Here is a 24446-nt window from a genome sequence, read left to right as displayed (position 1 = left end):
CCCATGCCCCCCCGCCCGCCCAAGATGACCGCGTCACGCGTGAACGTGTTCTATGGGGACAAGCAGGCGATCAACGATGTCTCGATCAATGTCGAGCTGGACTATGTCACCGCGCTGATCGGCCCGTCGGGCTGTGGCAAGTCCACCTTCCTGCGCACGCTCAACCGGATGAACGACACCATCCCCATCGCGCGGACGCAGGGCGACATCCGGCTGGACGGCGAAGACATCTATGCCCCGGCAATGGACGTGGTGCAGTTGCGCGCGCGTGTCGGCATGGTGTTCCAGAAACCCAACCCCTTCCCCAAATCGATCTACGAGAATGTTGCCTATGGCCCGCGCATCCACGGGCTGGGCAGCAACCGGGCACAGCTGGACGCGATCGTCGAACAGTCGCTGCGCCGCGCCGGCCTGTGGGACGAAGTGAAGGACCGGCTGAGCGACAGCGGCACCGCGCTGTCGGGCGGCCAGCAGCAGCGGCTGTGCATTGCGCGGGCAATTGCGGTGGACCCCGAGGTGATCCTGATGGACGAGCCCTGCTCGGCACTCGACCCGATCGCCACGGCCAAGATCGAGGAGCTGATTCACGAGCTGAAGGGGCGTTATGCCATCGTCATCGTCACGCACAACATGCAGCAGGCCGCCCGCGTTTCGCAGCGCACGGCGTTTTTCCATCTGGGGCAGCTGATCGAATACGGCCCGACCTCAAGCATTTTCACCAATCCGCGCGAGGAGCGCACCAAGGATTACATCACCGGCCGTTACGGCTGAGTAGCAGGAGCGTGACCCGGTGGAGCATACGGTAAAGGCGTTTGACGAGGAAATCGGCCAGCTGCGCGGGCTGATCGCGCAGATGGGCGGGCTGGCGGAGCATGCCATCATCGGCTCGATGGAAGCGCTGAAGCGCCACGATGTGGAGGCGGCGCAGGCAATCGTCGCCGGCGACAAGCAGATCGACGCCATCGAACAGCAGGTCGAACGGCTCGCCGTGCAGCTGATCGCACTGCGCGCGCCGCTGGCCGACGATCTGCGCGAAGTGGTGGCGGCGTTGAAGATCGCCGGCGTGGTCGAGCGGATCGGCGATTATGCCAAGAACATCGCCCGCCGGGTGGAGGCGATCGAGGATCATGGCGATATCGAGCCGCTGTCGGTGCTGCCCGCAATGGCGCACATGGCCGGCCAGATGGTGCATGAGGCGCTCGACGCCTTTGCCGCGCGCGACCCCCAGGCCGCCATCCGCGTGACCGAGAGCGACCGCGCGCTCGACGATTTCTACAACAGCCTGTTCCGGGTGCTGGTGACCTATATGATGGAGAACCCGGCCAGCATCGGCCAGGTGGCGCATCTGCTGTTCGTTGCCAAAAATCTGGAACGCGTCGGCGACCATGCGACCAATGTCGCCGAAATGGTGTTTTACGCCGCAACCGGCGTGCATATGGGAGAACGCGAACGGGGCCTGACCCCGCGCGTCTGACAAGAGGAAGACATGATGGCCCGCGCCAAGATGTTGCTTGTGGAAGACGATGCCTCGCTCGCCGAACTGCTGGTTTGGCACTTCAAGCGAGAGGATTTTGACGTCCAGCAGACCCCCGATGGGGAGGAGGCCCTGCTGCTTGCCAAGGAAGCGACGCCCGATATCGTGCTGCTCGACTGGATGGTGGAGGGGCTGTCGGGGATCGAGGTATGCCGCCGGCTGCGGCGGATGCCGGAAACCGCGAACATCCCGATCATCATGCTTACCGCGCGCGGCGAGGAGGAAGACCGGGTGCGCGGGCTGGAAACGGGCGCGGACGATTATGTGACCAAGCCCTTTTCCCCGCGCGAACTGGTCGCGCGCGTGGGCGCGGTGCTGCGCCGGGTGCGGCCGGCGCTCGCCGGCGAGCAGCTGGTCTATGCCGATATCGAGATGGACACGGTGGGGCACAAGGTGCGCCGCGGCGGCGAGGTGGTGCCGCTCGGCCCCACCGAATTCCGGCTGCTGAAGCATTTCCTCGAACATCCCGGCTGGGTGTTCAGCCGCGAACGCCTGCTCGATGCGGTGTGGGGGCATGACAGCGACATCGAAAGCCGCACGGTCGACGTGCATATCCGCCGGCTGCGCAAGGCGATCAATATCGGCGACCGGCCCGACATCATCCGCACCGTGCGCTCGGCCGGCTATGCGCTGGATGCCGGTAACTGACCCCGGCTTGCGCCGGCAACTGAACCCGGCTTGCACCGACGCGTGAGACCGGCTTGCGCCGGTAGCTGAACCCGGCTTGCGCCGGCTGGCCAATCGAATAGGAAGCAGCGTTTCCGATCCAAGGGAGAGGCTTTGATGACCATCCGTTTCGACAATCGCGTTGCCATCGTTACCGGTGCCGGCGGCGGGCTGGGCCGCGCCTATGCGCTTGAACTCGCCCGGCGCGGCGCGAAAGTGGTGGTGAACGATCTGGGCGGCGCGCGCGACGGCACCGGGCACAGCGACGCGGCGCTGAAAGTGGTTGAGGAAATCACCGCCGCCGGTGGCGAGGCGATGTCGAACGGCGGCTCGGTGACCGATTACGACCAGATGGTCGAGATGGTCGCCAAGGCCAAGGAACGCTGGGGCGGCGTCCACATCCTCATCAACAATGCCGGCGTCCTGCGCGATAAGAGCTTTGCCAAGATGGAGCCGGCTGATTTCCGCTTCGTCGTCGATGTCCACCTGAACGGTTCGGCCAACTGCACCAAGGCGGTGTGGGAGACGATGCGCGAGCAGAATTACGGCCGCATCCTGATGACCGCGTCGTCGACCGGCCTGTTCGGCAATTTCGGCCAGGCCAATTACGGCGCGGCCAAGCTCGGCCTCGCCGGGCTCACCAAGACGCTCTACCTTGAAGGCGCCAAGAACAACATCAAGGTCAACACGATCGCGCCCGTGGCCGGCACGCGGATGACCGAGGATCTGTTCCCGGCGGAAGCCTTTGCCGCCTTCTCGCCGGACAAGGTGGTGCCGGCGGCGCTGTTCCTTGTTTCCGAAGACGCGCCGACCAACCAGATTGTCGGCGCGGGCGCGGGCGTGTTCCAGGCCAGCTATGTCACGCTGACACAGGGCAAGCTGTTGACCGGGGACGAACTGTCGCCCGAAGGCGTGGCCGCGCACTGGGCGACAATCACCGATCGCACCGGGGAAATCACCCCGGCCTCAGGCGCTGAACAGTCGATGATCATCATGAAGCGGCTGCAGGGCCAGTAAGCCGGCGATACCGGGCGGCCCCGCCGTGGCCGCCCGGTAAGATCTTTTGAGCTGCGCTCAAACGGCACCGGCCCGCTCCCCGTTTCAACCAAATCTATTCCTGAATCAGCTTCAGCAGCCGCCGTTCGATGGGCGCCAGCACCGGCGCCAGATCGTGCCCGCGCTTCAGCACCACGCCATGTTCGCCGATCAGGCTCCATTGCCCCTGGCGCTGGCGCAGCGCCGGGCGCTTTTCGATGCGATATTCGGGCCGTTCGGCGGCACGGCGGAACGCGGCGAAGATCGCTGCGTCCTGGCCCAGCTCGATCGCATAATCGCGCCAATGGCCGGCGGCGACCATGCGGCCATAGAGATCGAGGATGCGGGTCAGTTCCACCCGGTCGAACCCGATCTGCGCCGCCACGCGGCCGCCCGCGCCGGGAAAGGGCGTGATCGTGCCCATCAGGCGCGGTCGCGCTGCTCCTCGCGGGCGCTGTCGCGTTCGTCGATCAGCGCGGCCACCTGTTTGCGCAACTGCTCCACCTCGCAGCGCAGCAGTTCCAGCTTCTGCGTTTCGGGATCAAACATGTCGCGGCACGGCGTGCCATAGGGAATGAAGGCGGGATCGGCCTTGCCCCCTTCGATCACCGTCGGCCGCGCGGGAATGCCGACCATCACCGCGCCGGGCACCACATCGCGCGTGACCACCGCATTGCCGCCGATGCGCGCGCCGGCGCCCACCGTGATCGGCCCCAGCACCTGCGCGCCCGCGCCGATGATGACCCCGTCCTCGATCGTCGGGTGGCGCTTGCCGGCAACCCCGCTGGTGGGGTTGGTGCCGCCCAGGGTGACGCTTTGATAAATGGTTACGTTGTCGCCGATCTCCGCCGTCTCGCCGATCACGGTAAAGCCATGATCGATGAAGAAATTGCGCCCGATCCTGGCCCCCGGATGGATGTCGATCGACGTCAGAAAGCGCGACAGATGGTTGACCGCGCGCGCCAGGAAATAGAGCCGCGCACGGAACAGCGCATGCGCCAGCCGGTGCCAGATGAGCGCGTGAACGCCCGGATAAAGCAGGATTTCCCAGCGCGAACGCGGCGCCGGATCGCGCGCCTTCACCGAATCAAGATAGGCAATCAGCCGGGCGACCATGCAGAACCCCTTTGTGCAGCGGGCGCCAATTTAGGGGGCCGGGGGGCGGATTGCCATAACCCCCATGATCCCCACCCGGCACGACCGCGCCACCTGCCCCGAAGTGGCGCATTCCGGGGTGGCCTTTGCGGACGGAATCATTTAATACGACGAAATTAATCGACATAGGCGATTAAGATGACCGTCTATCTGCCCACGCTGAAGCAGCTGCAATATCTGGTGGCGCTGCGCGACCATGGCCATTTCGGCCGCGCGGCGGAGGCATGTTTCGTGACCCAGTCGACACTGTCGGCTGGCTTGCGCGAGCTGGAAACGCTGATCGACGTGGTGCTGGTGGAGCGCACCCGCCGGGTAGTGCGCTTCACGCCGCTGGGTGAGCGGATTGCCGACAAGGCGCGCCGGGTGCTGCGCGAGGCGGAAGAGCTGGGCGATCTGGTCCGCGCTTCGGGTCAGCCGCTATCGGGTGATCTCAGGCTCAGCGTCATTCCCACCATCGCGCCCTTCCTGCTGCCGCGCATCCTGCCCCGGCTGCGCGCCGAATATCCGCAGCTGAAGCTCTACCTGCGCGAGGAGCCGAGCGGCACCGCGTGCGAAGGGTTGCACAATGGCCGCACCGACTGCGTGCTGCTCGCGCTGCCCTATGCCTGTGGCGACGTGGCGACGCGCACGCTGTTCCACGAACCGCTCTATGTCGCCTTTCCCGAAAGCGAGGGCGCGGTAGAGGCAGACAGCTATGCCGCCACCGACATCGACGAGAAGCGGCTGCTGCTGCTGGAGGACGGGCATTGTCTGAAGGAGCACGCACTGGCCGCGTGCAACCGGCCCGAACTGCGCGCCGAGGCGATGATGATGGGCACCTCGCTCCACACCATCGTGCAGATGGTCGACAACGGGCTGGGGGTGACGATCCTGCCGGAAATGGCGCTGAAGGCAGGTATTCTGAACCAGACCGGGGTGGCGGCGCGGCCACTCGCGGCGGAGCATTCGACACGCGCGATCGCGCTGGCCTGGCGCCGGGCGAGCCCGCGCGAGCGCGACTTTCAGCTGCTGGCTGACATGCTGACGGCCGCGCCCTGAGCACCGCCCACCCCCGTTTGGCTTGCGCGCGCGCAACCCAGCCGCCACAGCCGCGTAGCTGCTGATGCCGCATCGGTTCTGCGGCATGGTTATAAGGAGTAGGACATGACTGTTGCCAAGCTTCCGGCGCTTGCCGCCGCCGGCCTGATCGCGCTGATGGCGCCCGCGTTCGCCCAGACGGCGCCCGCCACGCCGCCGCAATCAGCGACGGGCATGCCGCAGCAGCCGCCTGCTGCCGACACTGGCGCCCCCGTGGTTGGCGGCGCCCCGATGCTGCCGACCAGAACGATCGTCGAAAATGCCAGCGCCGCCAGCACGCTGACCACGCTGGTTACCGCGGTGAAGGCCGCCGATCTGGTGGCGACATTGTCCGGCCCGGGGCCGTTCACCGTCTTCGCGCCGACCAATGATGCGTTTGGCCGGCTGGCGCCGGGCGTGGTCGATGCGCTGCTGAAGCCCGCCAACAAGGAAGCGCTGAAAAAGGTGCTGACCTATCATGTCGTGGCCGGCGAGGTGACGCTGGAAAAGCTGGACGAGATGGTGACCACGGGCGGCGGCAAGGCGGTGCTGACCAGCGTCGCCGGCCAGCCGATCACCGTCGAGCGGCAGGGGCCGGCGATCAAGCTGACCGATGTCAGCGGCAATACCAGCTATATCGAGCTGGCCGATGTCAAACAGTCGAACGGCTATGTTCATGTCGTCAACGGCGTGCTGGTGCCGAAGCTGAAATAAGCGCCCCTATTCCCAGCGCCGCGCCGCGTCGTCATCGGCCGCGCGCGGCGCCACCCAGCGCGCACCATCGGCCAGCTCCTCACGCTTCCAGAACGGGGCGTCGGTCTTCAGCCGGTCGATCAGGAAGGCGCACGCATCCAGCGCGGCGGCGCGGTGGCGGGCGGCGGTGGCGACAAAGACGATGCGGTCGCCCGGCACCATCCGCCCGACGCGGTGGATGATTGTCGCGGCGATCAGCTGCCACCGCTCGGCCGCCGTCTGGGCCAGCCGCAGCAGCGCGGCATCGGTCGCGCCGGGATAATGTTCCAGCTCCAGCGCGAGCACGCCATCATCGGCGCGCACCAGCCCGGTAAAGCTCGCCACCGCCCCGGCGCCGGCGCCTTCGATGTGGGCCAGCTCGGCCGCCACATCGATCGGCGCGGTGGGCAGGATGACGCGGATCATCCGCCCGTCACCGGCGGGAACAGCGCGACTTCGCGCGCGCCGATGATCGAGGCGTCGAGCGGCACGAACTGCTGATCGACCGCCGCGCGCAGCCTTGTGACATCGGCGAGCGCTGCCTCATGCGCGGCGCTTTGCCGCCGCAGCCAGTCGATCAGCGCGGCGACGGTGGTCACGTCTGCGGGCGGATCGCGCGTTTCCGCCCCCCGGCCCACCGCCTCGCGCACCCAGGCGAAATAGAGGATGTCGAGCGCCATCAGCTGTCGATATGCCTCAGGCCGGCGCGCAGATAGTCATAGCCAGTGATGAGGGTGACCACCGCCGCCGCCCAGAGCAGCGCGCTGCCCAGCAGATCGAGCGCGCGCCACGCCGGCACTGCCCCCGCCAGAATGATCGCGCCCAGCGCCACCAGCTGCAGCGTCGTCTTCCACTTGGCCAGCCGCGTGACCGGCAGCGACACGCCCAGCCCGCCCAGAAATTCGCGCAGGCCCGACACCGCAATCTCGCGGATGGTGATGGCCAGTGCGGCGACCACGTCCACCCCGATGATCCGCCCAGCGCCGACCAGAATGAGCAATGTTGCCGCAACCAGGATCTTGTCGGCGATGGGATCAAGGAAGGTGCCGAGCTTCGACACGGTGCCGCGCTGCCGCGCCAGCTTGCCGTCCAGATAATCGGTATAGCCCATCAGCGTGTAGAGCAGGAACGCCAAGCCATAGCCGGCAATCCACCCCGGCCACCACAGCAGCCACGCCAGCAGCGGCACCGCCAGAATGCGCGACAGCGTCAACAGATTCGGCAGGCTGAGCATGGCCTTGGTGTAGCCGGCGCGGACAGGGGCGCAACCCATCGCATGCGCCGGCCGGCCGGCGCGGCCGTAACCGCCATCGGTCGGCCAACGAAACCAATTGCGACACCGCTTACCAATGGGCTATGCGGCGCGCTTAACCCTGACAACACCACAAGGCTTGCACCCACCGCCATGCTGAACGCGCTCGGATTGCTCAAGGAGCGCCGCTTCCTGCCCCTGTTCGTCACGCAGTTTCTGGGCGCCTTCAACGACAATCTGTTCAAGACGGCGATGGTGCTGTTCGCCACCTATCAGATCTATAACGACCCCAAGATCGAACAGAATTTCAACGCGCTGGCAACGGCGATCGGCATTCTGCCGTTCTTCCTGCTCTCTGCCCTGTCCGGCCAGCTGGCCGACACGCATGACAAGGCGCGCATCATCCGCATCGTGAAGACGGCGGAGATTTTCATCATGCTGGTGGGCGCTGGCGGCCTGTTGCTGGCGGTTGCCGGCATGCAGATGGCGGGCCTGGTGATGATGCTGTCGGCGGTGCTGTTCCTTGGCGTCCACTCCGCCTTTTTCGGGCCGATCAAATACGCCATCCTGCCTCAGCACCTGAAGGAAGACGAAGTGCTGGGCGGCACCGGGCTGGTGGAGGCGGCGACCTATCTCGCCATTTTGTCGGGCACGGTGATGGCGGGCATCGTCTCGCCACAGGGGGCGGCGATCCTGGTGATGGTGGTGGCGGCCATCGGCTGGGTGACGGCGCTGTTCGTCCCCTCGGCACCGCGCGCCGGGCCAAAGCTGGTGATCAACTACAACCCCTTCACCGCCAGCTGGCGGGTGATCAGCGCGACGATGCACATTCCACGCCTGTTCATGGCGATTGTCGCGATCAGCTTTTTCTGGACGATGGGCGCGGTGCTGATCATCGTCTTCCCGCCGCTCGCCAAGAATGTGCTGACGGCGGACGCGCAAGTCTCCACCTTCATGATCGCGCTGTTCTCGGTGGGGGTCGCCATCGGCTCGGTCGCCATCAACGCGATGCTGAAAGGGCATACTTCCGCAAAATATGCGCCCGCCGCTGCCATCGCGATGGGGCTGTGCGTGGTTGCCTTCTCGCTATTGTGCCGCGCCTGGCCGGAGGCGCCCGCCGGCACGCCCTATCACCTGCGCGAATTCGTGATGATGCCGTCGGGCTGGCTGATCATCGCGGTGCTGATGGCGATTGCGGTGACGGGCGGCATGTTCGTGGTGCCGCTCTATGCGTTCCTGACCACCACCGTGGAGAAGGACCAGACCGCGCGCACGGTCGCCGCCAACAATGTCGTCAACGCTGGCGCCATGGTGGTGGGTGCCGTGGTGGTGCAGGGCGTCGCCGCGCTGGGCGTGACGCCTGAAAACATGCTGTTCCTGGTGGCAGCAATGTCTCCGGTCGCGGCCTATCTGGGGCAGCGGCTGCACGTCTTGTGCGACTGACGCCGCCAGCACTGCGCCTTCTGCCGGCTGGTTTGGCGGCCGCGTTGTTCGCGGCACCCGGCCTGGCGCAGCAGGCACCGGCCAATGTGCCGACCAGTTCGGCCGCCGATGCGCCGATCTGCACCGACCGGCCGACCAAATCGACCTTCGCCTGCACCGTGCCCAAGGGCCGCTGGCAGGTGGAGGCGGACGCGTTCAGCTACACCCGCCAGTCAACGGGTGGCGTGACGGCCGAGACCTATCTTTTCACCAACCCCACGCTGAAATACGGGATCAGCGACAGTGCCGACCTGTCGGTCAACTGGGTGCCCTATGCCCGTGTCGAAACGCGCATCGGCAGCCAGCGTCTGGCGATCGAAGGCGTGGGCGACCTGACGCTAAGGCTGAAGAAGCGCTTCACGGCGGACGAAAGCGCCGTGCAATTCTCGCTCGTGCCCTTCGTCAAGTTGCCGACGGCACGCCTCGGCATCGGCAATGGCCTGGTCGAGGGCGGCGTGATCGCGCCCGTCAACATCAGCCTGCCGCGCGGCTGGACGCTGACTGTCGTGCCGACGCTCGACATTCTCGCCAATGCCGATCTGCGCGGCGGGCGCCATGTGCAGCTGCAGGGCCTGGTCAATCTGGGCAAGCAGATCGGCAAGGTCACGCTTTATGGCGAACTGTGGACCGCGCAGAACTGGGACCCGGCTGGCGCCGTGCGCCAATATTCGGCGGATGTCGCGCTTGCCTATCTGATCAGCAACCGGTTGCAGCTGGATGTCGGCGCCAATATCGGCCTCAACCGCGCAACACCGGGCTTTCAGGGCTATCTGGGCGTGTCAGCCCGCTGGTAGCGCTGTCATCAGCCCCAGCGGGCCACGCCGCGCCCAGCGCGCCAGCATCAGCACCGCCACCACCGCCAGCCCCGTCGCCAGCCCTGTCCAGATGCCCAGCCCTTCCCAGCCGGCATGGAAACCCAGCCACCAGCCGATACCGATGCCAATCACCCAATAGCCGACTGCGGCAAACATCATCGGCACGGTCGTGTCCTGCAACCCGCGCAGGCACCCCGCGCCCACTGCCTGCGCGCCATCCACCACCTGGAACAAGGCGGCGACCAGCAGATAGCGCACTGCCAGCGCGAACACCGGCGCCGTCTCCGCCGTGCGCGCCAGGAACAGGCTGACGAACAGGCCGGGCGCCGCCAGCATCGCGAGGCCCATCGCCGCCATGAAGCCGATGCCCAGCACCAGCGCGGTCGCACCGGCCCGGCCGATGCCGCCCGGATCGCCCCGGCCATAGGCCAGCCCCACGCGCACCGTCGCCGCCTGCGCGATTCCCAGCGGCACCATGAAGGTGAGCGAGGCGATCTGGATCGCGATCGCATGCGCGGCAAGCGCCGCCGTGCCGAACAGCCCCATCAGAAAGACGGCGGCGTTGAACACCGTCACTTCCAGCCCCAGCGTCACCGCGATCGGCACGCCCAGCCGCCAGACCGCCGCAAAGCGCGCCCAGTCTGCCCGCCAGAAATTGCCGAACAGCCGGTACCGGCGAAAGCGCCGCACCCGCGTAACCACCAGCGCCATGCCCAGAAACAGCAGGGTCTGGGTGATGCTGCTCCCCAGCCCCGCGCCCATCACGCCGAGCGCGGGCAGGCCGAAATGGCCGAAGATCAGGCCATAGTTGAGCACCGCATTGACCACCACCGCCGCCAGCGCGACGATCAGCGACCAGACCGGCCGTTCCAGCGCGACGACAAAGGCGCGCAGCACCAGATAGCCCATCGCCGGCAGCAGCCCCCACATGATCGCGCGGGTGAACTGCGCCGCATCGCGCGACAGCGCGGGCTCCTGCCCCAGCCAGCGCAGCAGCAGCTCGGCATGCCACAGAACCACCCAGACCGGCAGGCAGAATATGGTCGCCGCCCAGAGCGACTGGCGCACGGTGCGGCGCACGTCGCGCACGCTGTGTGCCCGCGCGCCCAGTTCGCGTGCGATCAGCGGGGAAGCGGCCGTCACCAGCCCGATCCCCAGCACAAGGAAAGCGACATAGAGATTGGCGCCCAGCGCGCCAGCGGCGAGGCTCTGCGGCCCACGCCAGCCGAGCAGCACGACATCGGTCGCCTGGATCGCTGCCTGGCCGAGATTGGTCAGCACCAGGGGGGCGGCGAGCGCTATCGTCGCGCGCGCCTCCTGCGCCCAGCCGCCGGCAGAGGGCGTCGCCATGGCGTCAGCCCGCCGTCGCGAGCGACTTGAGCGGCACCTGCGGGTCGGCAAGCTGGGCCGGATCGGCAACCACGCCGCCCGCAACCAGCGCACGGCCGGCGACATAATCCTTCACCGCATTCACGCAATCGAGCGCGATGACGCGGCCAGCCTTCAGATACACCACCGAAAAACTGCGCGCCGCCGGATCGCCGCGGACCAGCGCTGCGTCATGCCCCGCGCTCAGGCCCACCGTCTGCAGCTTCAGGTCATATTGGTTGGACCAGAACCACGGCACCGCTGCATAGAGCTCGTCACGGCCCAGAATCGTGCGCGCGACCGTCGTCGCCATGTCGTTGGCGTTCTGCACCGATTCGAGCCGGATCACCGCGCCCCCGGCATAGGCATTGGCGTGCGCGGCACAGTCGCCGAGCGCGAACACCGCGTCCAGGCTGGTGCGGCAGTGGCTGTCGACCAGCACGCCGCCCGCTGCTCCGGCACAGGCGGCGCCCGCCTGTTCCAGCGGCGCGACGGCGGGCACGATGCCGATGCCGACGATCACCAGATCGGCCGCCACCACCTCTCCGTCCGACAGGCGGACACCGGCGGCCCGGCCGCCCGCGACCACAATCTCCTCGACCAACGCGCCCAGCCGGAAGGTCACGCCCTGCGCGCGGTGCTCGGTTTCGAAAAAGCGCGACAAAGCCTCACCCGCGACGCGGGCCAGCACGCGGGGCTGCGCTTCGACCACGGTGATCGACAGGCCGCGCTTGGCCAGCACGGCGGCCGCCTCCAGCCCGATATAGCCGCCGCCGACCACGGCGATTCGCTGCACGCCGGGCAGATCGGCGACCAGCGCGTCGATATCGGCACGGGTGCGCACATAATGGATGCCGGCCGCCTCCGCGCCAGGACAGCCCAGCCGCCGGGGCGCGCCACCCGTCGCCCAGACGAGCGTGCCATAGCCGATGGCCCGGCCGCTGGCCCCGGTCAGCCGGCGCGCGGCGGCATCGACCGCGACCACCCGCTCGCCGGTGACCATCTCAACCGCCCGCTCCTGCCAGAACGCGGGCGGGCGCAGCAGCAGCCGCTCAAACGCCTTGTCACCCGCCAGATAATCCTTGGACAGCGGCGGCCGTTCATAGGGCAGCTCGGGCTCGTCGCCGATCATCAGCACGCTGCCGGCAAAGCCGCCCTGGCGCAGCGCGATTGCCGCCTGCGCGCCGCCATGCCCCGCCCCCACAATCACGATATCGGCCCTGGTCATGGCCGTCCTTTGGCCGATCTGCCGGGGTCGCGCCAATATTTCTTTGCCATCCCCTGATTTGCCGCGCCGCAGCCCGCCGACACGCCAGACTGCGCCGCTAGGGGGCAGCCATCGACTCGGCGCAAATTCGGCACGGGCGCTGTCAACTGTGGACCGCGTGAATCTACTGGATAACCGGATTATTGGTCATTTATGTTATGTTTTTCAGTTGTTTAATGGCAAACGCCGAAGCTGCGCCGGTATTTTCACCAGATTGAGAGCAACGCCGCCCAGTCGCTAGCGAAAAAAATGTTAATGGGGCGGGAACCAACGATGAAGCCATATGTTGGAAGTAGCTTGTGCGCGATTTCGGTTGACGGGTCGATTGAACTGCCATCGTTCATTCTGTCGGTTGCATGCGAACGGTCACCGCATTGGTTGATGTTCGCCGGGCCTGATCAGCAGGCTCCCTGCCTGACGCTCTTCGACGAACAGACCATCGCCCAGCGGTTGGCTGATATGAGCGAAAACGTCGGTCCTGCGCGCAGCACGCGGCGCGACTTCGGCTTTTTCGAACCCGCCCCCTTTTATGCCAGCGGCCGGCTGCAACTGCCGGTTATGGCGCGCGCGGGCGGCTGGCTGGGTGCAGAGGCGCTGGTCATCGGCGCGGGCGACCGGCTCGAAATCTGGGATCCGGTGGTCGCGGCGGAACGCGGCGACGGCACCGTGGCGGCGCTCGCGCTGCTGCATCGCCGCATGGCGACCCAGCAGGAAGAAGAGCATGCTCCTGTGCTACCGCTGCACGATAATCTGGTCCATCTGGGCGCCATCACGCGGCGGCCGGCCGGCGGCCAGCGCAACCGGCGCAGCGGCGCCGCGCCCCGCGCAGCCTGAACAGGGAAGGAACCAAGACATGTCGCAACTTCCCCTTATCGTGCACGCCATGGGCGCGGCCGTTTACTGGCGCATGGTCGATGCCAGCAAGGCCCGCCGGGCGCCGCGCCCTGCACCAATCCTGCTGCGGGCGAGCAAGAATCTGCCGGTGGTGGTGCACAAGCGCGCGGCCTGAACCGGCCGGGATCAGCCGATCGCTGCGCGCGACTGGATCGCGGCGGCCGCGATCAGTTCTATCCCGACGCGGCCATTGCGGGCCCAGCGCACCTGGCCTGCGAGCGGCGCATCGCTATCCATCGCGATATCCACCAGCTGGCCCAGCGCCAGCGGCAGCGCGGTCTCGATCATCATTCCTCCGCGCGACATGTTGCGGATGACCGCGCTGTCGGCGCTGCCGCCGCTGCTGACCGAAACCACGCGCGCCATCCTGTGGCGGGCAGCCCGCACCGTGCAGGTACGGGCATAAACCGCTAGCAGATCGGCGGCGAGCGGCGCATCGAAACCAATGCCCAGCATCGGCGGGCGAACCCAGCGGATGCGGGCGGGCACCCGCCGGTCCGCCCCGAACAGCACCGACACCGGCACGCCCGACACCAGGCTGGCCGCCAGCCGGCCGGTTGCACCATCTGCGCTCAGGCTGTGCAGCGCAAACGGCTGGGCGCCGAGGGGTGATTCGACCATCACCAGCGCCCCGCCATCGTCGCTTGCCACTGCCTTGCCGTCCATCGTCATGCGTGTGTCCATTGCGGGAGAGCCAACCTGCGCGAGGCGCGGCCAGTGGCACTGTTGGTACCATCTGGGCCGCACCCCGCCAAAAGCCAACGCCCGTATTTTTTCCGTAGCGCCTGGCGCCCTGGCTGCGCCTATTGCATCATAGCTGCATGGCAAATGTCATATTATCCATGCACTGACAACAATCTTACGCCATCGCCTTGCTTGGAGTACAAGATTGCCGATCCGCTGCCGCGCTTGCCTGATTTTGTTACGCTGGCGTGCAGCCCGCTGCCCTGAGACACTGGAAACGCCATGCTGTATGCGCCAACCGACCTGACCTCGCTGCTGTTCGACCAGCACCCGGACCCGATGGCGATCTATGACCGGGACAGCCTGAAATTCATTGCCGTGAACAACGCCGCAATCACCAGCTATGGCTATTCGCGTGACGAATTTCTGGAAATGAAGGTCACCGACATCCGCGTTGAGCGCGGCGCGACCGTCAGCAGCGATGCATCGGCCCCCTTTCCGATGTCGGAAAGCGAAAGCTTCTACGCCAAGCACCGGCTGAAGGATGGCCGCATCGTCGATTCCTATGTCCGCTCGCACACCATCGAAATGGGCGGAAAGCGCTATCGCGTGTCGGTGGTTCGCGACGCGACTCAAGAACTGCGCGCCGAACGCGAGGCGAAGCGCCTTGCCCGGATCGGCGAAATGGCCGCGCGCATGGCGAGGCTGGGGCATTGGACGGTAAAGCCCTGCGGCGACATCCAGTGGAGCAAGGAGGCGGCCAACACTTTCGGCTTCACGCCCGATACCGAGCCCGATCTGGAAGCCGGCTTCCGCCGCGTGCCGGAACCCTATAACGCCCGCATCCGGCAGGTTTTCTATGACTGTTTGACGCTGGGCAAGCCGTTCGACACCGTGTGCCAGCTGGACACCAACGCGCATGGCCGCATCTGGGTGCGCGTGATGGGCGAGGTGGAACGCGACGAGGCCGGCAACATCATCCACTGCATCGGCGCAACGCAGGACGTAACCGAGCTGTTCGTTGCCCGCGAGGAGAGCGCGCGTCGTTCGGAGCAGCTGCTGTCGGTGCTGAACAGCGTCGACGACCCGTTCTGCATTCTCGACGATGAGTGGCGGCTGACCTATTTCAACGAGGCTGCCCGCCGCGCGCTTGATCGGCCAGCGGCCGATCTTGCCAACCAGACCTTCTGGGACATCTGCCCATTCCCTGAGGAATCACCGACGACGCAAGCGGTGCGCCAGGCGATGCGCGACCGCGTCAGCTATTCGACCGCCATCCATCACGACAAGCTTGATCAATGGTTCCATCTGAACCTCTATCCCACGCCCCAGGGCATGGTGCTTTACTTTACCAACATTACCGAGCAGCGCGCGCGAGAGGGGCAGATGCGCATGCTGCTGGCGGCGGTCGATAGCGCCAATGACTTCGTGCTGATTCTGAGCCCCGAAGTCGATCCCCAGCTTAAAGGGCGCGTGATTCTCTACGCCAATGATACCTTCCTGCGCGCAACCGGGTTCGGCAGCGACGAAGTGATTGGTAAACTTGCGGCACGTTTCTTCGGCAATCAGAATCCGCCTGCTATCGGCGCAGAAATCGTCAATCAGACCCGCGCTGGTCAGAAATTCTGCGCTGACATCTGGATGAAGACGAAGAGCGGCGAAGAGATTCTGGTTGAAGCCGACGCCTCACCGCTGCGCGATGCGGACGGCGCGCTCACCCAATGGCTGGTGATCCAGCGGCCCGTCAGCGAAAAGCGCGCACGCGAAGAGCAGATGCGCATGCTGCTGGCGGCCGTCGACAGCGCCAACGACTTTGTATTTATCCTGACCAAGCACAGCAACCCGCCGCTCGACGACCGGCGCGTCCTCTATACCAACCAGACATTTCTGAACGCGAGTGGGTTCACGCGCGAGGAAGTGATCGGCAAGGAAGCGTCCGAGCTGACCGGCACACGCAACGATCCGGCACTGATCGACCGCATCCGGGAGGCGTCGCTGAACGGCGGCACCGTGCGCACCGACCTGTGGATGCGCACCAAACATGGCGCCGAGATCCTTGTGGAGGGCGATGCGTCCCCGCTGCGCGATGCCAATGGCGAGATCACCCACTGGCTGGTCATCCACCGCCCGGTATCGGCCGAGCGCGAGCAGGCCGAACAGATGCGCATGCTGCTGGCCGCGGTAGATAACGCCAACGACTTCGTCTTCATCATGAGCAAGGATCAGGATGCGGAGTCGGGCGGCCGCAAGGTCATCTATGCCAACCAGACCTATCTGCGGCAGTCAGGCTTTTCCCGTGACGAAGTGATCGGCCACAATTCGAGCGTGCTCTATGGCCAGCGAAACGATCCGGCGATCATCGCAAAAATGCGCACCGCCGCCGACCGCGGCGAACATGTCCAGGCCGATCTGTGGATGCGGACCAAACATGGCGACGATATTCTGGTCGATGGCAATGCTTCGCCGCTCAGCGATGCCAATGGCGATATCACGCATTGGCTCATCATCCAGCGGCCGGTGACCGAGCAGCGCCGCGCCGAGGCGCTGATGCGCCTGAACAATGAACGCGCCCGGCTGATCAGCCAGGCGACGTCAGGCGTGATCTGGGATTATGACGTCGCCACCGGCAAATTGTGGTGGAACGAAAATCTCAAGACGCTGCTGGGATTTGATCCGAAAAGCTTTGGCGAGGAGCTGGAGCGCTGGACCACCCAGATCGTGCCCGAGGACCGGGTGCGTGTGTCCAACAGCTTCCACGCGGCCATCCACGGCAGCGACAGCGTGTGGCGCAGCGAATACCGCTTCACCCGCGCCGATGGCTCGGTGGCAACGATCATGGATCGCGGGTTCGTGATCCGTAACGAGACCGGCGAGGCGGTGCGCGTGATCGGCTCGATGGTCGACATCACCGAGCGGCGCGAGCTCGACGAACAGCTGCGTCAGGCACAGAAGCTGGAAGCGGTCGGCCAGTTGACCGGCGGGCTGGCGCATGACTTCAACAATCTGCTCACCGTCATCCTGGGCAATGCCGAGGCAATGACTGCAATCGCCAGCGACGATCCCGACCTGGGCATCCTGGCCAAGATGACGATGAGCGCGGCCGAACGTGGCGCCGAACTGACCAATCGCCTGTTGTCGTTCGGGCGCCGCCAGAAGCTGCTGCCGCGCAGCATCAACTGCTGCGACCTGATCCAGGGCATGGGGCATCTGTTGCGCCGCACCCTCTCCGAACGGGTGCAGATCGAGCTGCAGCTGGCGGGCGATACCTGGCCGGCACTTGCCGATCCGGGGCAGCTGGAAGTCGCGCTGCTCAACCTGGCGCTCAATGCGCGCGACGCGATGCCGACGGGCGGGCGACTGGTGATCGAAACGGCCAACATCTCGCATGACAGCGGGCTGGAGCAGGCGGCCGATGGCACTGACCCGGGTGACTATGTCGCGATTTCGGTTGCCGACAGCGGCAGCGGGATGAGCCGCGAAATCGCCCAGCGCGCGTTCGATCCCTTCTTCACCACCAAGGAGGTCGGCAAGGGCACCGGGCTGGGGCTGTCGATGGTCTATGGCTTTGCCAAGCAGTCGGGCGGCACAGTAACGATCGATTCGGCGCTGGGTCGCGGCACGACCGTGACCATCTATCTGCCGCGCGCCAAGCGGCAGCCGCCGGCGCCGCGCAAGACGTCGAGCACCGTCATGCCCAGCGGCGTCGAATCGGTTCTGGTGGTGGAAGACGATCCCCTGGTGCGCAGCCATGTCTGCACCCTGTTGCGCGGCCTGGGCTATTCGGTAACGACCGCGGCCGACGGGCGCGAGGCAATGACGATGATCGAAACCGATCATCCCATCGACCTGCTCTTCACCGACATCGTGATGCCGGGCGGGGTGGATGGCACTGCGCTGGCCGCGATGGCGCTGAAATTGCGGCCGGAGCTGAAGCTGCTGTTTACCTCGGGCTATGCCGACCAGCGCAAGCTGCCGGGCGACGGTGCAGATGGGGCACCGCGGATCCTGCGCAAACCCTATCGCCGGGCCGAGTTGGCGGAGCAGGTGCGCGCTGCGCTCGACACGACCGGGCTGGTCAGCTGCTGAGCATGGCGCCCGCCTGCGCCATCAGCAGCGCGGCGCCGATATTGGGCACGTCGAGCTTCTTCAGAATGTTCGCGCGATGCATTTCAACCGTGCGCACGCTGATGCCCAGATCATAGGCCACCGTCTTGCTGGGGCCGCCGCCGGCCAGCGCCGACAGCACTTCGCGCTCCCGGGTGGACAGCTTGTTGAGCGCGGCAAAACGCTGGGCGCGCGCGCGCTTTTCGGCATAGGCGGCCACCGCCTGCTCAGCATGCGTTACCGCCTCGAGCAACTCGGCCGCGCGATAGGGCTTGCGAATGAAATCGAGCGCGCCGGCGCGCATCGCGCTGACCGCGTCCGGGATTTCCCCTACGCCGGTCAGCAGGATGACCGCATGGCCGCAATCCATGCGCACCAGCTCCCGCTGCACTGTCAGGCCATTGATATCCGGCAGATGCAGGTCGAGAAGAACGCAGCCGGGAGTGAGGTCACGCGCCACGGCAAGAAACGCGCGGGCGTTTGAAAAACAAGTCACTTCATGCCCGGCCCGCCGCAGAATAACCGACAGCGACGTCAACAGTTCGGGTTCGTCATCAACGATATGAACGTGCACCAATTCTACTCCGTAGACGAGTGTCCTGTCGCCCCGATTAAGCCTCCCTCCCTTAAGCAACGCCGCATGGACGCATCCTCTTTTCGGTCAGCCGGGCAACGTCCCGATGGGCGCCTGGCTTGCGAAAAGAAAACACGGCCGGAGCGCCCTGCCAACAACGCGACCGAGCGTTCATTGCGATTACGAAATAATATAGTTTCGCGGGCAATCAAAGCATCTGCAATCGATTGCGAGGCGCGCCAATGCCCGAACTGAGCGGCTTTGTCCAACGCTGTCAGGTAGAAATACGTATGCATACGCGCCAACCAACGCGGCCGCCATTGCCATGGCCGCAAAAACACATTCATTATCAGCTTGTAAGATTAACTCCAAAAAGTCGTCATGTTCGTTAAGTTATCGCAACCTTGAGCCAACTGGCCTGCCCCAAGGGTCGCGCGCGTGGCGATCCGACCGAATCACCTCGAACAGGTCGGGAAAATCGACCGTTGTCACCGCCGCTGCCACACCTTGGTGCCGGCCAGCCAGGTTTCCTCCACCTTCATGCCCCGCAGGTCGCCGGGGCTGGCGAGCAGGGGATCGCCGCGCAGCACGATGAAATCGGCATATTGCCCCGGCGCCAGCCGGCCGAACTGCGCTTCGGCAAAGCCGGCATAGGCGGCCCCTTGGGTATAGGCCCACCAGGCCTGTTCGCGGGTCAGCCGTTCCTGGGCCTGCCACCCGCCATAGGGCTGGCCATCGGCATCGGTGCGGGTGAACGCGGCCGCCCAGCCGGCAAAGGGATCGGGGCTTTCCACCGGATAATCGGTGCCAAAGGCCAGCCGGCCGCCCACCTTCAGCATCGTCGCCCAGGCATAGGCACCGGTCAGCCGCTCCGGCCCCAGCCGGGCTTCGGCCATGGTCCGGTCGCTGGTCTGGTGCACCGGCTGCATCGACGCGATCACGCCATGCGCGCCAAATTTGGCGATATCGGCCGGGTCGACGATCTGCGCATGCTCGATCCGCCAGCGCCGGTCGCCGCCATAAGTGGGGGCAAGTTCGGCGATCGCGTCGAGCACCTGCGCATTGGCGCGGTCACCGATCGCGTGGACGGCAACCTGATAGCCGTCCATCGCCGCGCGGCTCATCAGGTTGCGGATCACGTCATCGGCCATGAATCCGGCGCCCTGCTGGCCGGCCGCATCGGCGTAAGCGCCCTTCAGCCACGCGCCGCGCGAACCGAGCGCGCCATCGGCATAAAGCTTCACCCCCACCAGCCGCAGCCGACCGGCATAAAGCCAGGGGGTGGGGCCGGTGGCGCCGATGCGCACCGTGTCCTCGATGCCGGCGCCATAGCTCATCACCCGCATCCGCAGCGCGCCGGCATCGCCCGCGCGGCGCAGCGCCAGCCAGTCATCCACGCTGGTGCCCATGTCGGCGGTGGCGGTGATGCCGAACGACAGCAGCATGTCCTGCGCCTTGCGGAAGGCGACATCGCGCTCCTTGGGCAGCGGCTTGGGCACCGCTTTCTGCACCAGGTCTTGCGCGGCATCGACGAAGACGCCGGCCGGGCGCGGCCCCTCCATCTCGATGCGGCCGCCGGGGGGCGACACGCTCTTGGCGGTCACCCCGGCTGCTGCCATCGCTGCCGAATTGGCCCAGCTGGCATGGCCATCGGCACGCGCCAGCCACACCGGCCGATCGCCCACCACCGCGTCCAGGTCGGCGGCGGTCGGGAAGCGGCCAAGCCCCCATTTCTCCTGATTCCAGCCACCGCCCAAAATCCATTTCCGCTCCGGATTGGCAGCGGCATAGGCGGCGATGCGCGCCTTGGCCTCGTCAAGCGAGCGGGTGTCGGACAGGTCGAGCTCCATGGCGCGGAAGCCCAGCTCCAGCACATGGCCATGCGCGTCGACAAAGCCCGGCATCACCGTGCGGCCGCGCAGATCGGCGCGCCAGTCCAGCCGGTCGGGGCGCTTGTCGCCATCCTTCAGCAGCCGCACGACGCGGCCATCGACGCCGATCAGGATGCCGGTGAAGCGCATCACCTTGCCGTCGGCATCGAGCGTGACCCCATCGACATTATCGACCAGCGCATCGGCCAGCGCCGGCGCCGCCGCCAGCGCCACCAGAGCCGCGCACAGCCCGAACAGCCCGCGCCGGATGCGATCGATCATTTCAGCCTCCTCACCAGCGCGCTGGTATCCTGCCGGCCACCGCCCATCTGCTGCACCTCGGCATAGAATTGGTCGATCAGCGCCGCGACCGGCAGCACCGCCCCGTTGGCGCGCGCCTCATCGAGCGCAAGCCCCAGATCCTTGCGCATCCAGTCGATCGCAAAGCCGAAGTCGAACCGGTCCTCGGCCATGGTCGGCCAGCGGTTGACCATCTGCCAGCTTTGCGCGGCGCCGCCCGACACCGCCTCCAGCACCCGGTCAAGGTCCAGCCCCGACTTCTGGGCAAAGCGCAGTGCCTCGGCCAAGCCGCCCAGCACGCCGGCAATCGCGATCTGGTTGACCATCTTGGTCTGCTGGCCGGCGCCCGCCGCGCCGACATGCACGATGCGCGCGGCATAGGCCTGCATCAGCGGCGTCGCCATCGCCAGCGCCTCCGCCGTGCCGCCGCACATGATCGACAGCGTGCCATTCTCGGCCCCCGCCTGCCCGCCAGAAACCGGCGCGTCGACCACATGCAGCCCGCGCGCCGCGCCTTCCTGCGCCAGCCGGCGGGCGAGCGTTGCCGAAACAGTGGTGTGGTCCACAAACAGCGCACCCGGTGCCATCGTGGCGAACGCCCCTTCGGTGCCCAGCGTCACGGCGGCCAGATCCTCGTCCCGGCCGACACAGGCGAACACGGCCGCTGCCCCTTGTGCCGCCGCTGCCGGCGTTGCCGCGACCTCCCCGCCATGCGCCGCGACCCAGGCCTCCGCCTTTCCCCGCGTGCGGTTATAGACGGTCACCTCGTGCCCGGCCCCGGCCAGGTGCCGCGCCATCGGGGCACCCATCACCCCCAGTCCCAGGAAGGAAAGTCTTGCCATGGGGATAGGCGCATAAGCCCAGTTCCCCCGCCGCGCCAGATGGTCTAGGCCCGATTTCCATGACCGAGCTTGCCCTGTCGCCCGCCGTGACCATTGACGATATCCGCGCCGCCCATGCGCGCATCGCACCCGCAATCGTGCGCACGCCGACGCTGTTCAGCCGCACGCTTTCCGAACTGACCGGCGCCAAAGTCTATCTGAAGTTCGAAAACCACCAGTTCACCGCTGCTTACAAGGAGCGCGGCGCGCTCAACACGCTGCTGCAGCTGCCCGCGGGCACGCCGGGCGTGATCGCGGCATCGGCCGGCAACCATGCCCAGGGCCTGGCCTATCACGCGCACCGGCTGGGGGTGCCCGCCACCATCGTGATGCCGCGCCCGACGCCGATCGTGAAGGTGACGCAGACGCAGGGGCATGGCGCGCGGGTCATCCTGCACGGTGAAACCTTTGACGATGCCTACGCCCATGCCCGCGAGGTGGAGCGCGCCGAGGGGCTGACCTTCGTCCACCCGTTCGACGATGCGCGCATCGTGGCCGGCCAGGGCACCACCGCCATCGAAATGCTGGAGGACGCGCCCGACATCGACATGTTCGTCACCCCCATTGGCGGCGGCGGGTTGATCAGCGGGATGGCGACCGTTGCACGCAGCTGGGGCCACCCGATCGCGGTGGTGGGCGTGGAGGCGGAGCTGTTCCCTTCCATGTACAACCGCATCAACGGCACGCAGATGGCCTGCGCCGGCGACACGCTGGCCGAAGGCATTGCGGTGAAGGAGCCGGGCCAGCTGACCGCGCGCATGGTGAGCGAGCTGGTCGACGAAATCGTGCTGGTCAGCGAACGCAGCCTGGAAAAGGCGGTGTCGCTGCTCGTCCAGATCGAAAAGACGGTGGTGGAGGGCGCGGGCGCCGCCGGCCTTGCCGCGCTGATCGAGCATCCGGCGCGATTCGCCGGGCGCACGGTGGGGCTGGTGCTGTGCGGCGGCAATATCGACACGCGCCTGCTCGCCAATGTGCTGCTGCGCGATCTCGCGCGCTCGGGCCGGCTGGCGCGGCTGCGCGTGCGGCTGCAGGATCAGCCGGGCGCGCTGTTCAAGCTGTTCCGCATCTTCGACGAGGAGCGCGTGAACATCATGGAGGTATACCACCAGCGCGTGTTCACCACGCTGCCGGCCAAGGGGCTGATCACCGAGATCGAGTGCGAAACCCGCGACCGCGCACATCTCGACCGGCTGATCGAGGCGGTGCGCGCGGGCGGCTATGAAGCCAATCTGATCGAGCTGGGCTGAGCCGCCGGGGCGTGCGCCCGCGTCATCCCCGGCATTTTTTCGAGGTGGTGCCGCATTGTTGGTGAACGGCCTTTTCAACAAACGCGGCGCGGTTAATATTTGCGCGCAGATGGCAGCCGCAGACGACGGGGTGCCAGGCCGAATCAGAGGGCATATGCGGTGACGGCGCCATTTCGATTTCCCCGCTTCTTCGTGACGAGCCCGTCGCCCTGCCCCTATCTGCCCGGCCGGCTGGAACGCAAGGTATTCACCGAACTGTCCGGCCCGCATGCCGGCGAGCTGAACGATGCGCTCGGCCGGATCGGGTTCCGCCGCAGCCAGTCGGTCGCCTATCGCCCCAGCTGCGCGGGCTGCTCCGCCTGTGTGTCGGTGCGGGTGGTGACGGGCGGCTTCACCCCCAACCAGACGCAGCGCCGGCTGATCCGCCGCAATGCCGATCTCGAAGTCAGCGCCTGTCCGCCCTGGGCCACCGACGAGCAATATGACCTGCTGCGCCGCTATCTGAACAGCCGCCACCCGGGCGGCGGCATGACCAATATGGACGAGGCCGATTATGCCGACATGATCGAGCAGAGCCCGGTCCAGTCGCACGTCATCGAATATCGCGAGCCTTCATCGGGCGGGCGGCGCGGGCGGCTGGTGGGGGCGTGCCTTACCGACCAGCAGGCAGACGGCCTGTCGATGATCTACAGCTTCTTCGATGCCGACCATGACGCGCGGCCGGGGCTGGGCAGCTTCGTCATCCTCGACCATATCACCCGCGCGCATGCGGTCGGCCTGCCCTATGTGTATCTGGGCTATTGGGTGAAGGGCAGCCCGCGCATGTCGTACAAGGCGCGCTACCGCCCGCTCGAAGTGCTGGGGCCGACCGGCTGGTCGCTGCTCAACGACGACACCCCCGCCCCCCAGGGCATGCCCGACGTGGTCGAGGCGCTGTAGCTGCGAGCGCCAGGGCGGCGCGGAGATCAGGGCGAAGAAATGCCATGAGCAATCAAACGATCACCTTGTGGCGGCCCGTGGGCCCCGAGGAGCTGGCGCTGATCGAACAACTGGGAATGCGGGCGTTTCCACCGCGATTGGCCGAACAACCAATCTTCTATCCCGTCACGACCGAAGATTATGCGGTAAAGATCGCCCGGGACTGGAACGTGCCCGCCAGCGGCGTGGGCTTCGTCACCCGTTTCGAGGTTCGCAAAGACTATCTGGACCAATTCGACGTCCAAATCGCCGGCGGCACGGCCCATCAGGAATATTGGATACCGGCCGAGGAGCTGGACGCCTTCAACGCGGCCATCGTGGGTGAGATTGTGGTCGTACAGACGTTTCGTTGAAACCGGGCGGGCTGGCGTTTAGCGCGCACTTCGGCCGTTCCGCCAAAGGCGCGCTGACCGAAACGGGCCAACGCCCGCCCAAAACCAACCCTAGCCCATCGTCGGGATGACGAACGCGTTTGAGCCGTCGCCGCCGCCATCGGGCCAGCGCTGGGTCACCGTCTTGGTCTTGGTCCAGAAGCGCACGCCTTCGGTGCC

General features: G+C 66.4%; 25 protein-coding genes. 14 read left to right on the top strand and 11 right to left on the bottom strand.

Annotated features, from left to right (window positions below):
• Positions 1-3: 3 nt before the first annotated feature.
• The 4 genes from pstB to K2Y03_RS02820 all read left to right on the top strand — a co-directional run bounded on the left by pstB (position 4) and on the right by K2Y03_RS02820 (position 3217).
• Complete coding sequence (pstB, locus tag K2Y03_RS02835) at positions 4-771, top strand: phosphate ABC transporter ATP-binding protein PstB (protein ID WP_294088145.1); 768 nt, start codon at positions 4-6, stop codon at positions 769-771.
• A 19-nt stretch (positions 772-790) separates the two neighbouring features.
• On the top strand, positions 791-1474 hold the full coding sequence (phoU, locus tag K2Y03_RS02830) for a phosphate signaling complex protein PhoU (RefSeq protein ID WP_294088096.1): 684 nt from the start codon (positions 791-793) through the stop codon (positions 1472-1474).
• A 15-nt stretch (positions 1475-1489) separates the two neighbouring features.
• A complete protein-coding gene (gene phoB / locus K2Y03_RS02825) occupies positions 1490-2182 on the top strand; it encodes a phosphate regulon transcriptional regulator PhoB (protein WP_294088094.1) in 693 nt (230 codons plus the stop codon).
• 135 nt (positions 2183-2317) lie between these two features.
• Positions 2318-3217, top strand: coding sequence for an SDR family NAD(P)-dependent oxidoreductase (locus tag K2Y03_RS02820; protein WP_294088091.1), 900 nt, complete (start codon positions 2318-2320; stop codon positions 3215-3217).
• A 94-nt stretch (positions 3218-3311) separates the two neighbouring features.
• Here the strand turns inward: K2Y03_RS02820 and K2Y03_RS02815 are convergent, their stop codons facing one another.
• Together K2Y03_RS02815 and epsC are read right to left on the bottom strand one after the other, a co-directional pair.
• Complete coding sequence (locus K2Y03_RS02815) at positions 3312-3659, bottom strand: DUF2794 domain-containing protein (RefSeq protein WP_294088089.1); 348 nt, start codon at positions 3657-3659, stop codon at positions 3312-3314.
• Positions 3659-4351, bottom strand: coding sequence for a serine O-acetyltransferase EpsC (gene epsC / locus K2Y03_RS02810; protein WP_294088087.1), 693 nt, complete (start codon positions 4349-4351; stop codon positions 3659-3661). Before epsC ends, K2Y03_RS02815 begins: the two co-directional genes overlap by 1 nt.
• 177 nt (positions 4352-4528) lie before the next feature.
• Here epsC and K2Y03_RS02805 point away from each other — a divergent pair, with 177 nt between their 5' ends.
• Positions 4529-5428: a hydrogen peroxide-inducible genes activator gene (locus K2Y03_RS02805; protein WP_294088085.1), complete on the top strand. Its 900-nt coding sequence runs from the start codon at positions 4529-4531 to the stop codon at positions 5426-5428.
• 105 nt (positions 5429-5533) lie between these two features.
• Positions 5534-6160, top strand: a complete 627-nt coding sequence (locus K2Y03_RS02800; RefSeq protein ID WP_294088082.1) for a fasciclin domain-containing protein — start codon at positions 5534-5536, stop codon at positions 6158-6160.
• A gap of 6 nt (positions 6161-6166) precedes the next feature.
• Here K2Y03_RS02800 and K2Y03_RS02795 read toward each other — a convergent pair whose 3' ends face one another.
• From K2Y03_RS02795 to pgsA, 3 genes are read right to left on the bottom strand one after another with little or no spacing between them, the layout of a single operon-like run.
• The gene (locus tag K2Y03_RS02795) at positions 6167-6604 is read right to left on the bottom strand and encodes a molybdenum cofactor biosynthesis protein MoaE (protein WP_294088081.1); all 438 of its coding nucleotides are present in this window, start codon (positions 6602-6604) and stop codon (positions 6167-6169) included.
• Complete coding sequence (moaD, locus tag K2Y03_RS02790; protein WP_294088080.1) at positions 6601-6858, bottom strand: molybdopterin converting factor subunit 1; 258 nt, start codon at positions 6856-6858, stop codon at positions 6601-6603. Before moaD ends, K2Y03_RS02795 begins: the two co-directional genes overlap by 4 nt.
• On the bottom strand, positions 6858-7412 hold the full coding sequence (pgsA, locus tag K2Y03_RS02785) for a CDP-diacylglycerol--glycerol-3-phosphate 3-phosphatidyltransferase (RefSeq protein WP_294088079.1): 555 nt from the start codon (positions 7410-7412) through the stop codon (positions 6858-6860). Before pgsA ends, moaD begins: the two co-directional genes overlap by 1 nt.
• Positions 7413-7583: 171 nt before the next feature.
• On the opposite strand from pgsA, the gene K2Y03_RS02780 reads away from it, so the two are divergent.
• Together K2Y03_RS02780 and K2Y03_RS02775 are read left to right on the top strand one after the other, a co-directional pair.
• Positions 7584-8873 (top strand): MFS transporter, encoded by a 1290-nt coding sequence (locus tag K2Y03_RS02780; protein ID WP_294088078.1) that lies wholly within the window; start codon positions 7584-7586, stop codon positions 8871-8873.
• A gap of 44 nt (positions 8874-8917) precedes the next feature.
• Complete coding sequence (locus K2Y03_RS02775; protein ID WP_294088076.1) at positions 8918-9706, top strand: transporter; 789 nt, start codon at positions 8918-8920, stop codon at positions 9704-9706.
• Here K2Y03_RS02775 and K2Y03_RS02770 read toward each other — a convergent pair.
• Together K2Y03_RS02770 and K2Y03_RS02765 are read right to left on the bottom strand one after the other, a co-directional pair.
• Positions 9692-11077 (bottom strand): MATE family efflux transporter, encoded by a 1386-nt coding sequence (locus K2Y03_RS02770; RefSeq protein ID WP_294088074.1) that lies wholly within the window; start codon positions 11075-11077, stop codon positions 9692-9694. The two genes, K2Y03_RS02775 and K2Y03_RS02770, sit on opposite strands and share 15 nt — an antisense overlap.
• Positions 11078-11081: 4 nt before the next feature.
• Positions 11082-12323, bottom strand: a complete 1242-nt coding sequence (locus K2Y03_RS02765; protein WP_294088072.1) for an FAD-dependent oxidoreductase — start codon at positions 12321-12323, stop codon at positions 11082-11084.
• 420 nt (positions 12324-12743) lie between these two features.
• Between K2Y03_RS02765 and K2Y03_RS02760 the strand changes: the two genes are divergently transcribed.
• Both K2Y03_RS02760 and K2Y03_RS02755 read left to right on the top strand, forming a co-directional pair.
• Positions 12744-13196: a hypothetical protein gene (locus K2Y03_RS02760; RefSeq protein WP_294088070.1), complete on the top strand. Its 453-nt coding sequence runs from the start codon at positions 12744-12746 to the stop codon at positions 13194-13196.
• 19 nt (positions 13197-13215) lie between these two features.
• Positions 13216-13371, top strand: coding sequence for a hypothetical protein (locus K2Y03_RS02755; protein WP_294088068.1), 156 nt, complete (start codon positions 13216-13218; stop codon positions 13369-13371).
• A gap of 11 nt (positions 13372-13382) precedes the next feature.
• Here K2Y03_RS02755 and K2Y03_RS02750 read toward each other — a convergent pair whose 3' ends face one another.
• Entirely contained in the window at positions 13383-13940 is a 558-nt protein-coding gene (locus tag K2Y03_RS02750; protein WP_294088067.1) for a PilZ domain-containing protein, read from the bottom strand.
• A gap of 282 nt (positions 13941-14222) precedes the next feature.
• Between K2Y03_RS02750 and K2Y03_RS02745 the strand changes: the two genes are divergently transcribed.
• Positions 14223-18026 (top strand): PAS domain-containing protein, encoded by a 3804-nt coding sequence (locus K2Y03_RS02745; RefSeq protein WP_294088065.1) that lies wholly within the window; start codon positions 14223-14225, stop codon positions 18024-18026.
• Here the strand turns inward: K2Y03_RS02745 and K2Y03_RS02740 are convergent.
• From K2Y03_RS02740 to K2Y03_RS02730, 3 genes are all read right to left on the bottom strand, one after another.
• Positions 18016-18618 (bottom strand): response regulator, encoded by a 603-nt coding sequence (locus tag K2Y03_RS02740; RefSeq protein WP_294088063.1) that lies wholly within the window; start codon positions 18616-18618, stop codon positions 18016-18018. The two genes, K2Y03_RS02745 and K2Y03_RS02740, sit on opposite strands and share 11 nt — an antisense overlap.
• A 488-nt stretch (positions 18619-19106) precedes the next feature.
• Entirely contained in the window at positions 19107-20771 is a 1665-nt protein-coding gene (locus K2Y03_RS02735; RefSeq protein WP_294088061.1) for an amidohydrolase family protein, read from the bottom strand.
• The gene (locus K2Y03_RS02730; protein WP_294088059.1) at positions 20768-21631 is read right to left on the bottom strand and encodes an NAD(P)-dependent oxidoreductase; all 864 of its coding nucleotides are present in this window, start codon (positions 21629-21631) and stop codon (positions 20768-20770) included. Before K2Y03_RS02730 ends, K2Y03_RS02735 begins: the two co-directional genes overlap by 4 nt.
• Positions 21632-21690: 59 nt before the next feature.
• Between K2Y03_RS02730 and K2Y03_RS02725 the strand changes: the two genes are divergently transcribed.
• The 3 genes from K2Y03_RS02725 (at position 21691) to K2Y03_RS02715 (ending at position 24248) form a co-directional block, all read left to right on the top strand.
• Positions 21691-22917 (top strand): threonine ammonia-lyase, encoded by a 1227-nt coding sequence (locus tag K2Y03_RS02725; RefSeq protein ID WP_294088057.1) that lies wholly within the window; start codon positions 21691-21693, stop codon positions 22915-22917.
• Between the two features lie 159 nt (positions 22918-23076).
• Positions 23077-23856: an arginyltransferase gene (locus tag K2Y03_RS02720; protein WP_294088055.1), complete on the top strand. Its 780-nt coding sequence runs from the start codon at positions 23077-23079 to the stop codon at positions 23854-23856.
• A gap of 44 nt (positions 23857-23900) precedes the next feature.
• Positions 23901-24248: a hypothetical protein gene (locus K2Y03_RS02715; RefSeq protein WP_294088052.1), complete on the top strand. Its 348-nt coding sequence runs from the start codon at positions 23901-23903 to the stop codon at positions 24246-24248.
• Positions 24249-24446: the final 198 nt, after the last annotated feature.

Source organism: Sphingomonas sp. (assembly GCF_019746015.1).
In the GTDB taxonomy this organism is placed as follows: Bacteria; Pseudomonadota; Alphaproteobacteria; order Sphingomonadales; family Sphingomonadaceae; genus Sphingomonas.
The sequence above is the reverse complement of the archived record's forward strand: the minus strand, read 5'-3'. Positions and strand labels throughout refer to the sequence as shown.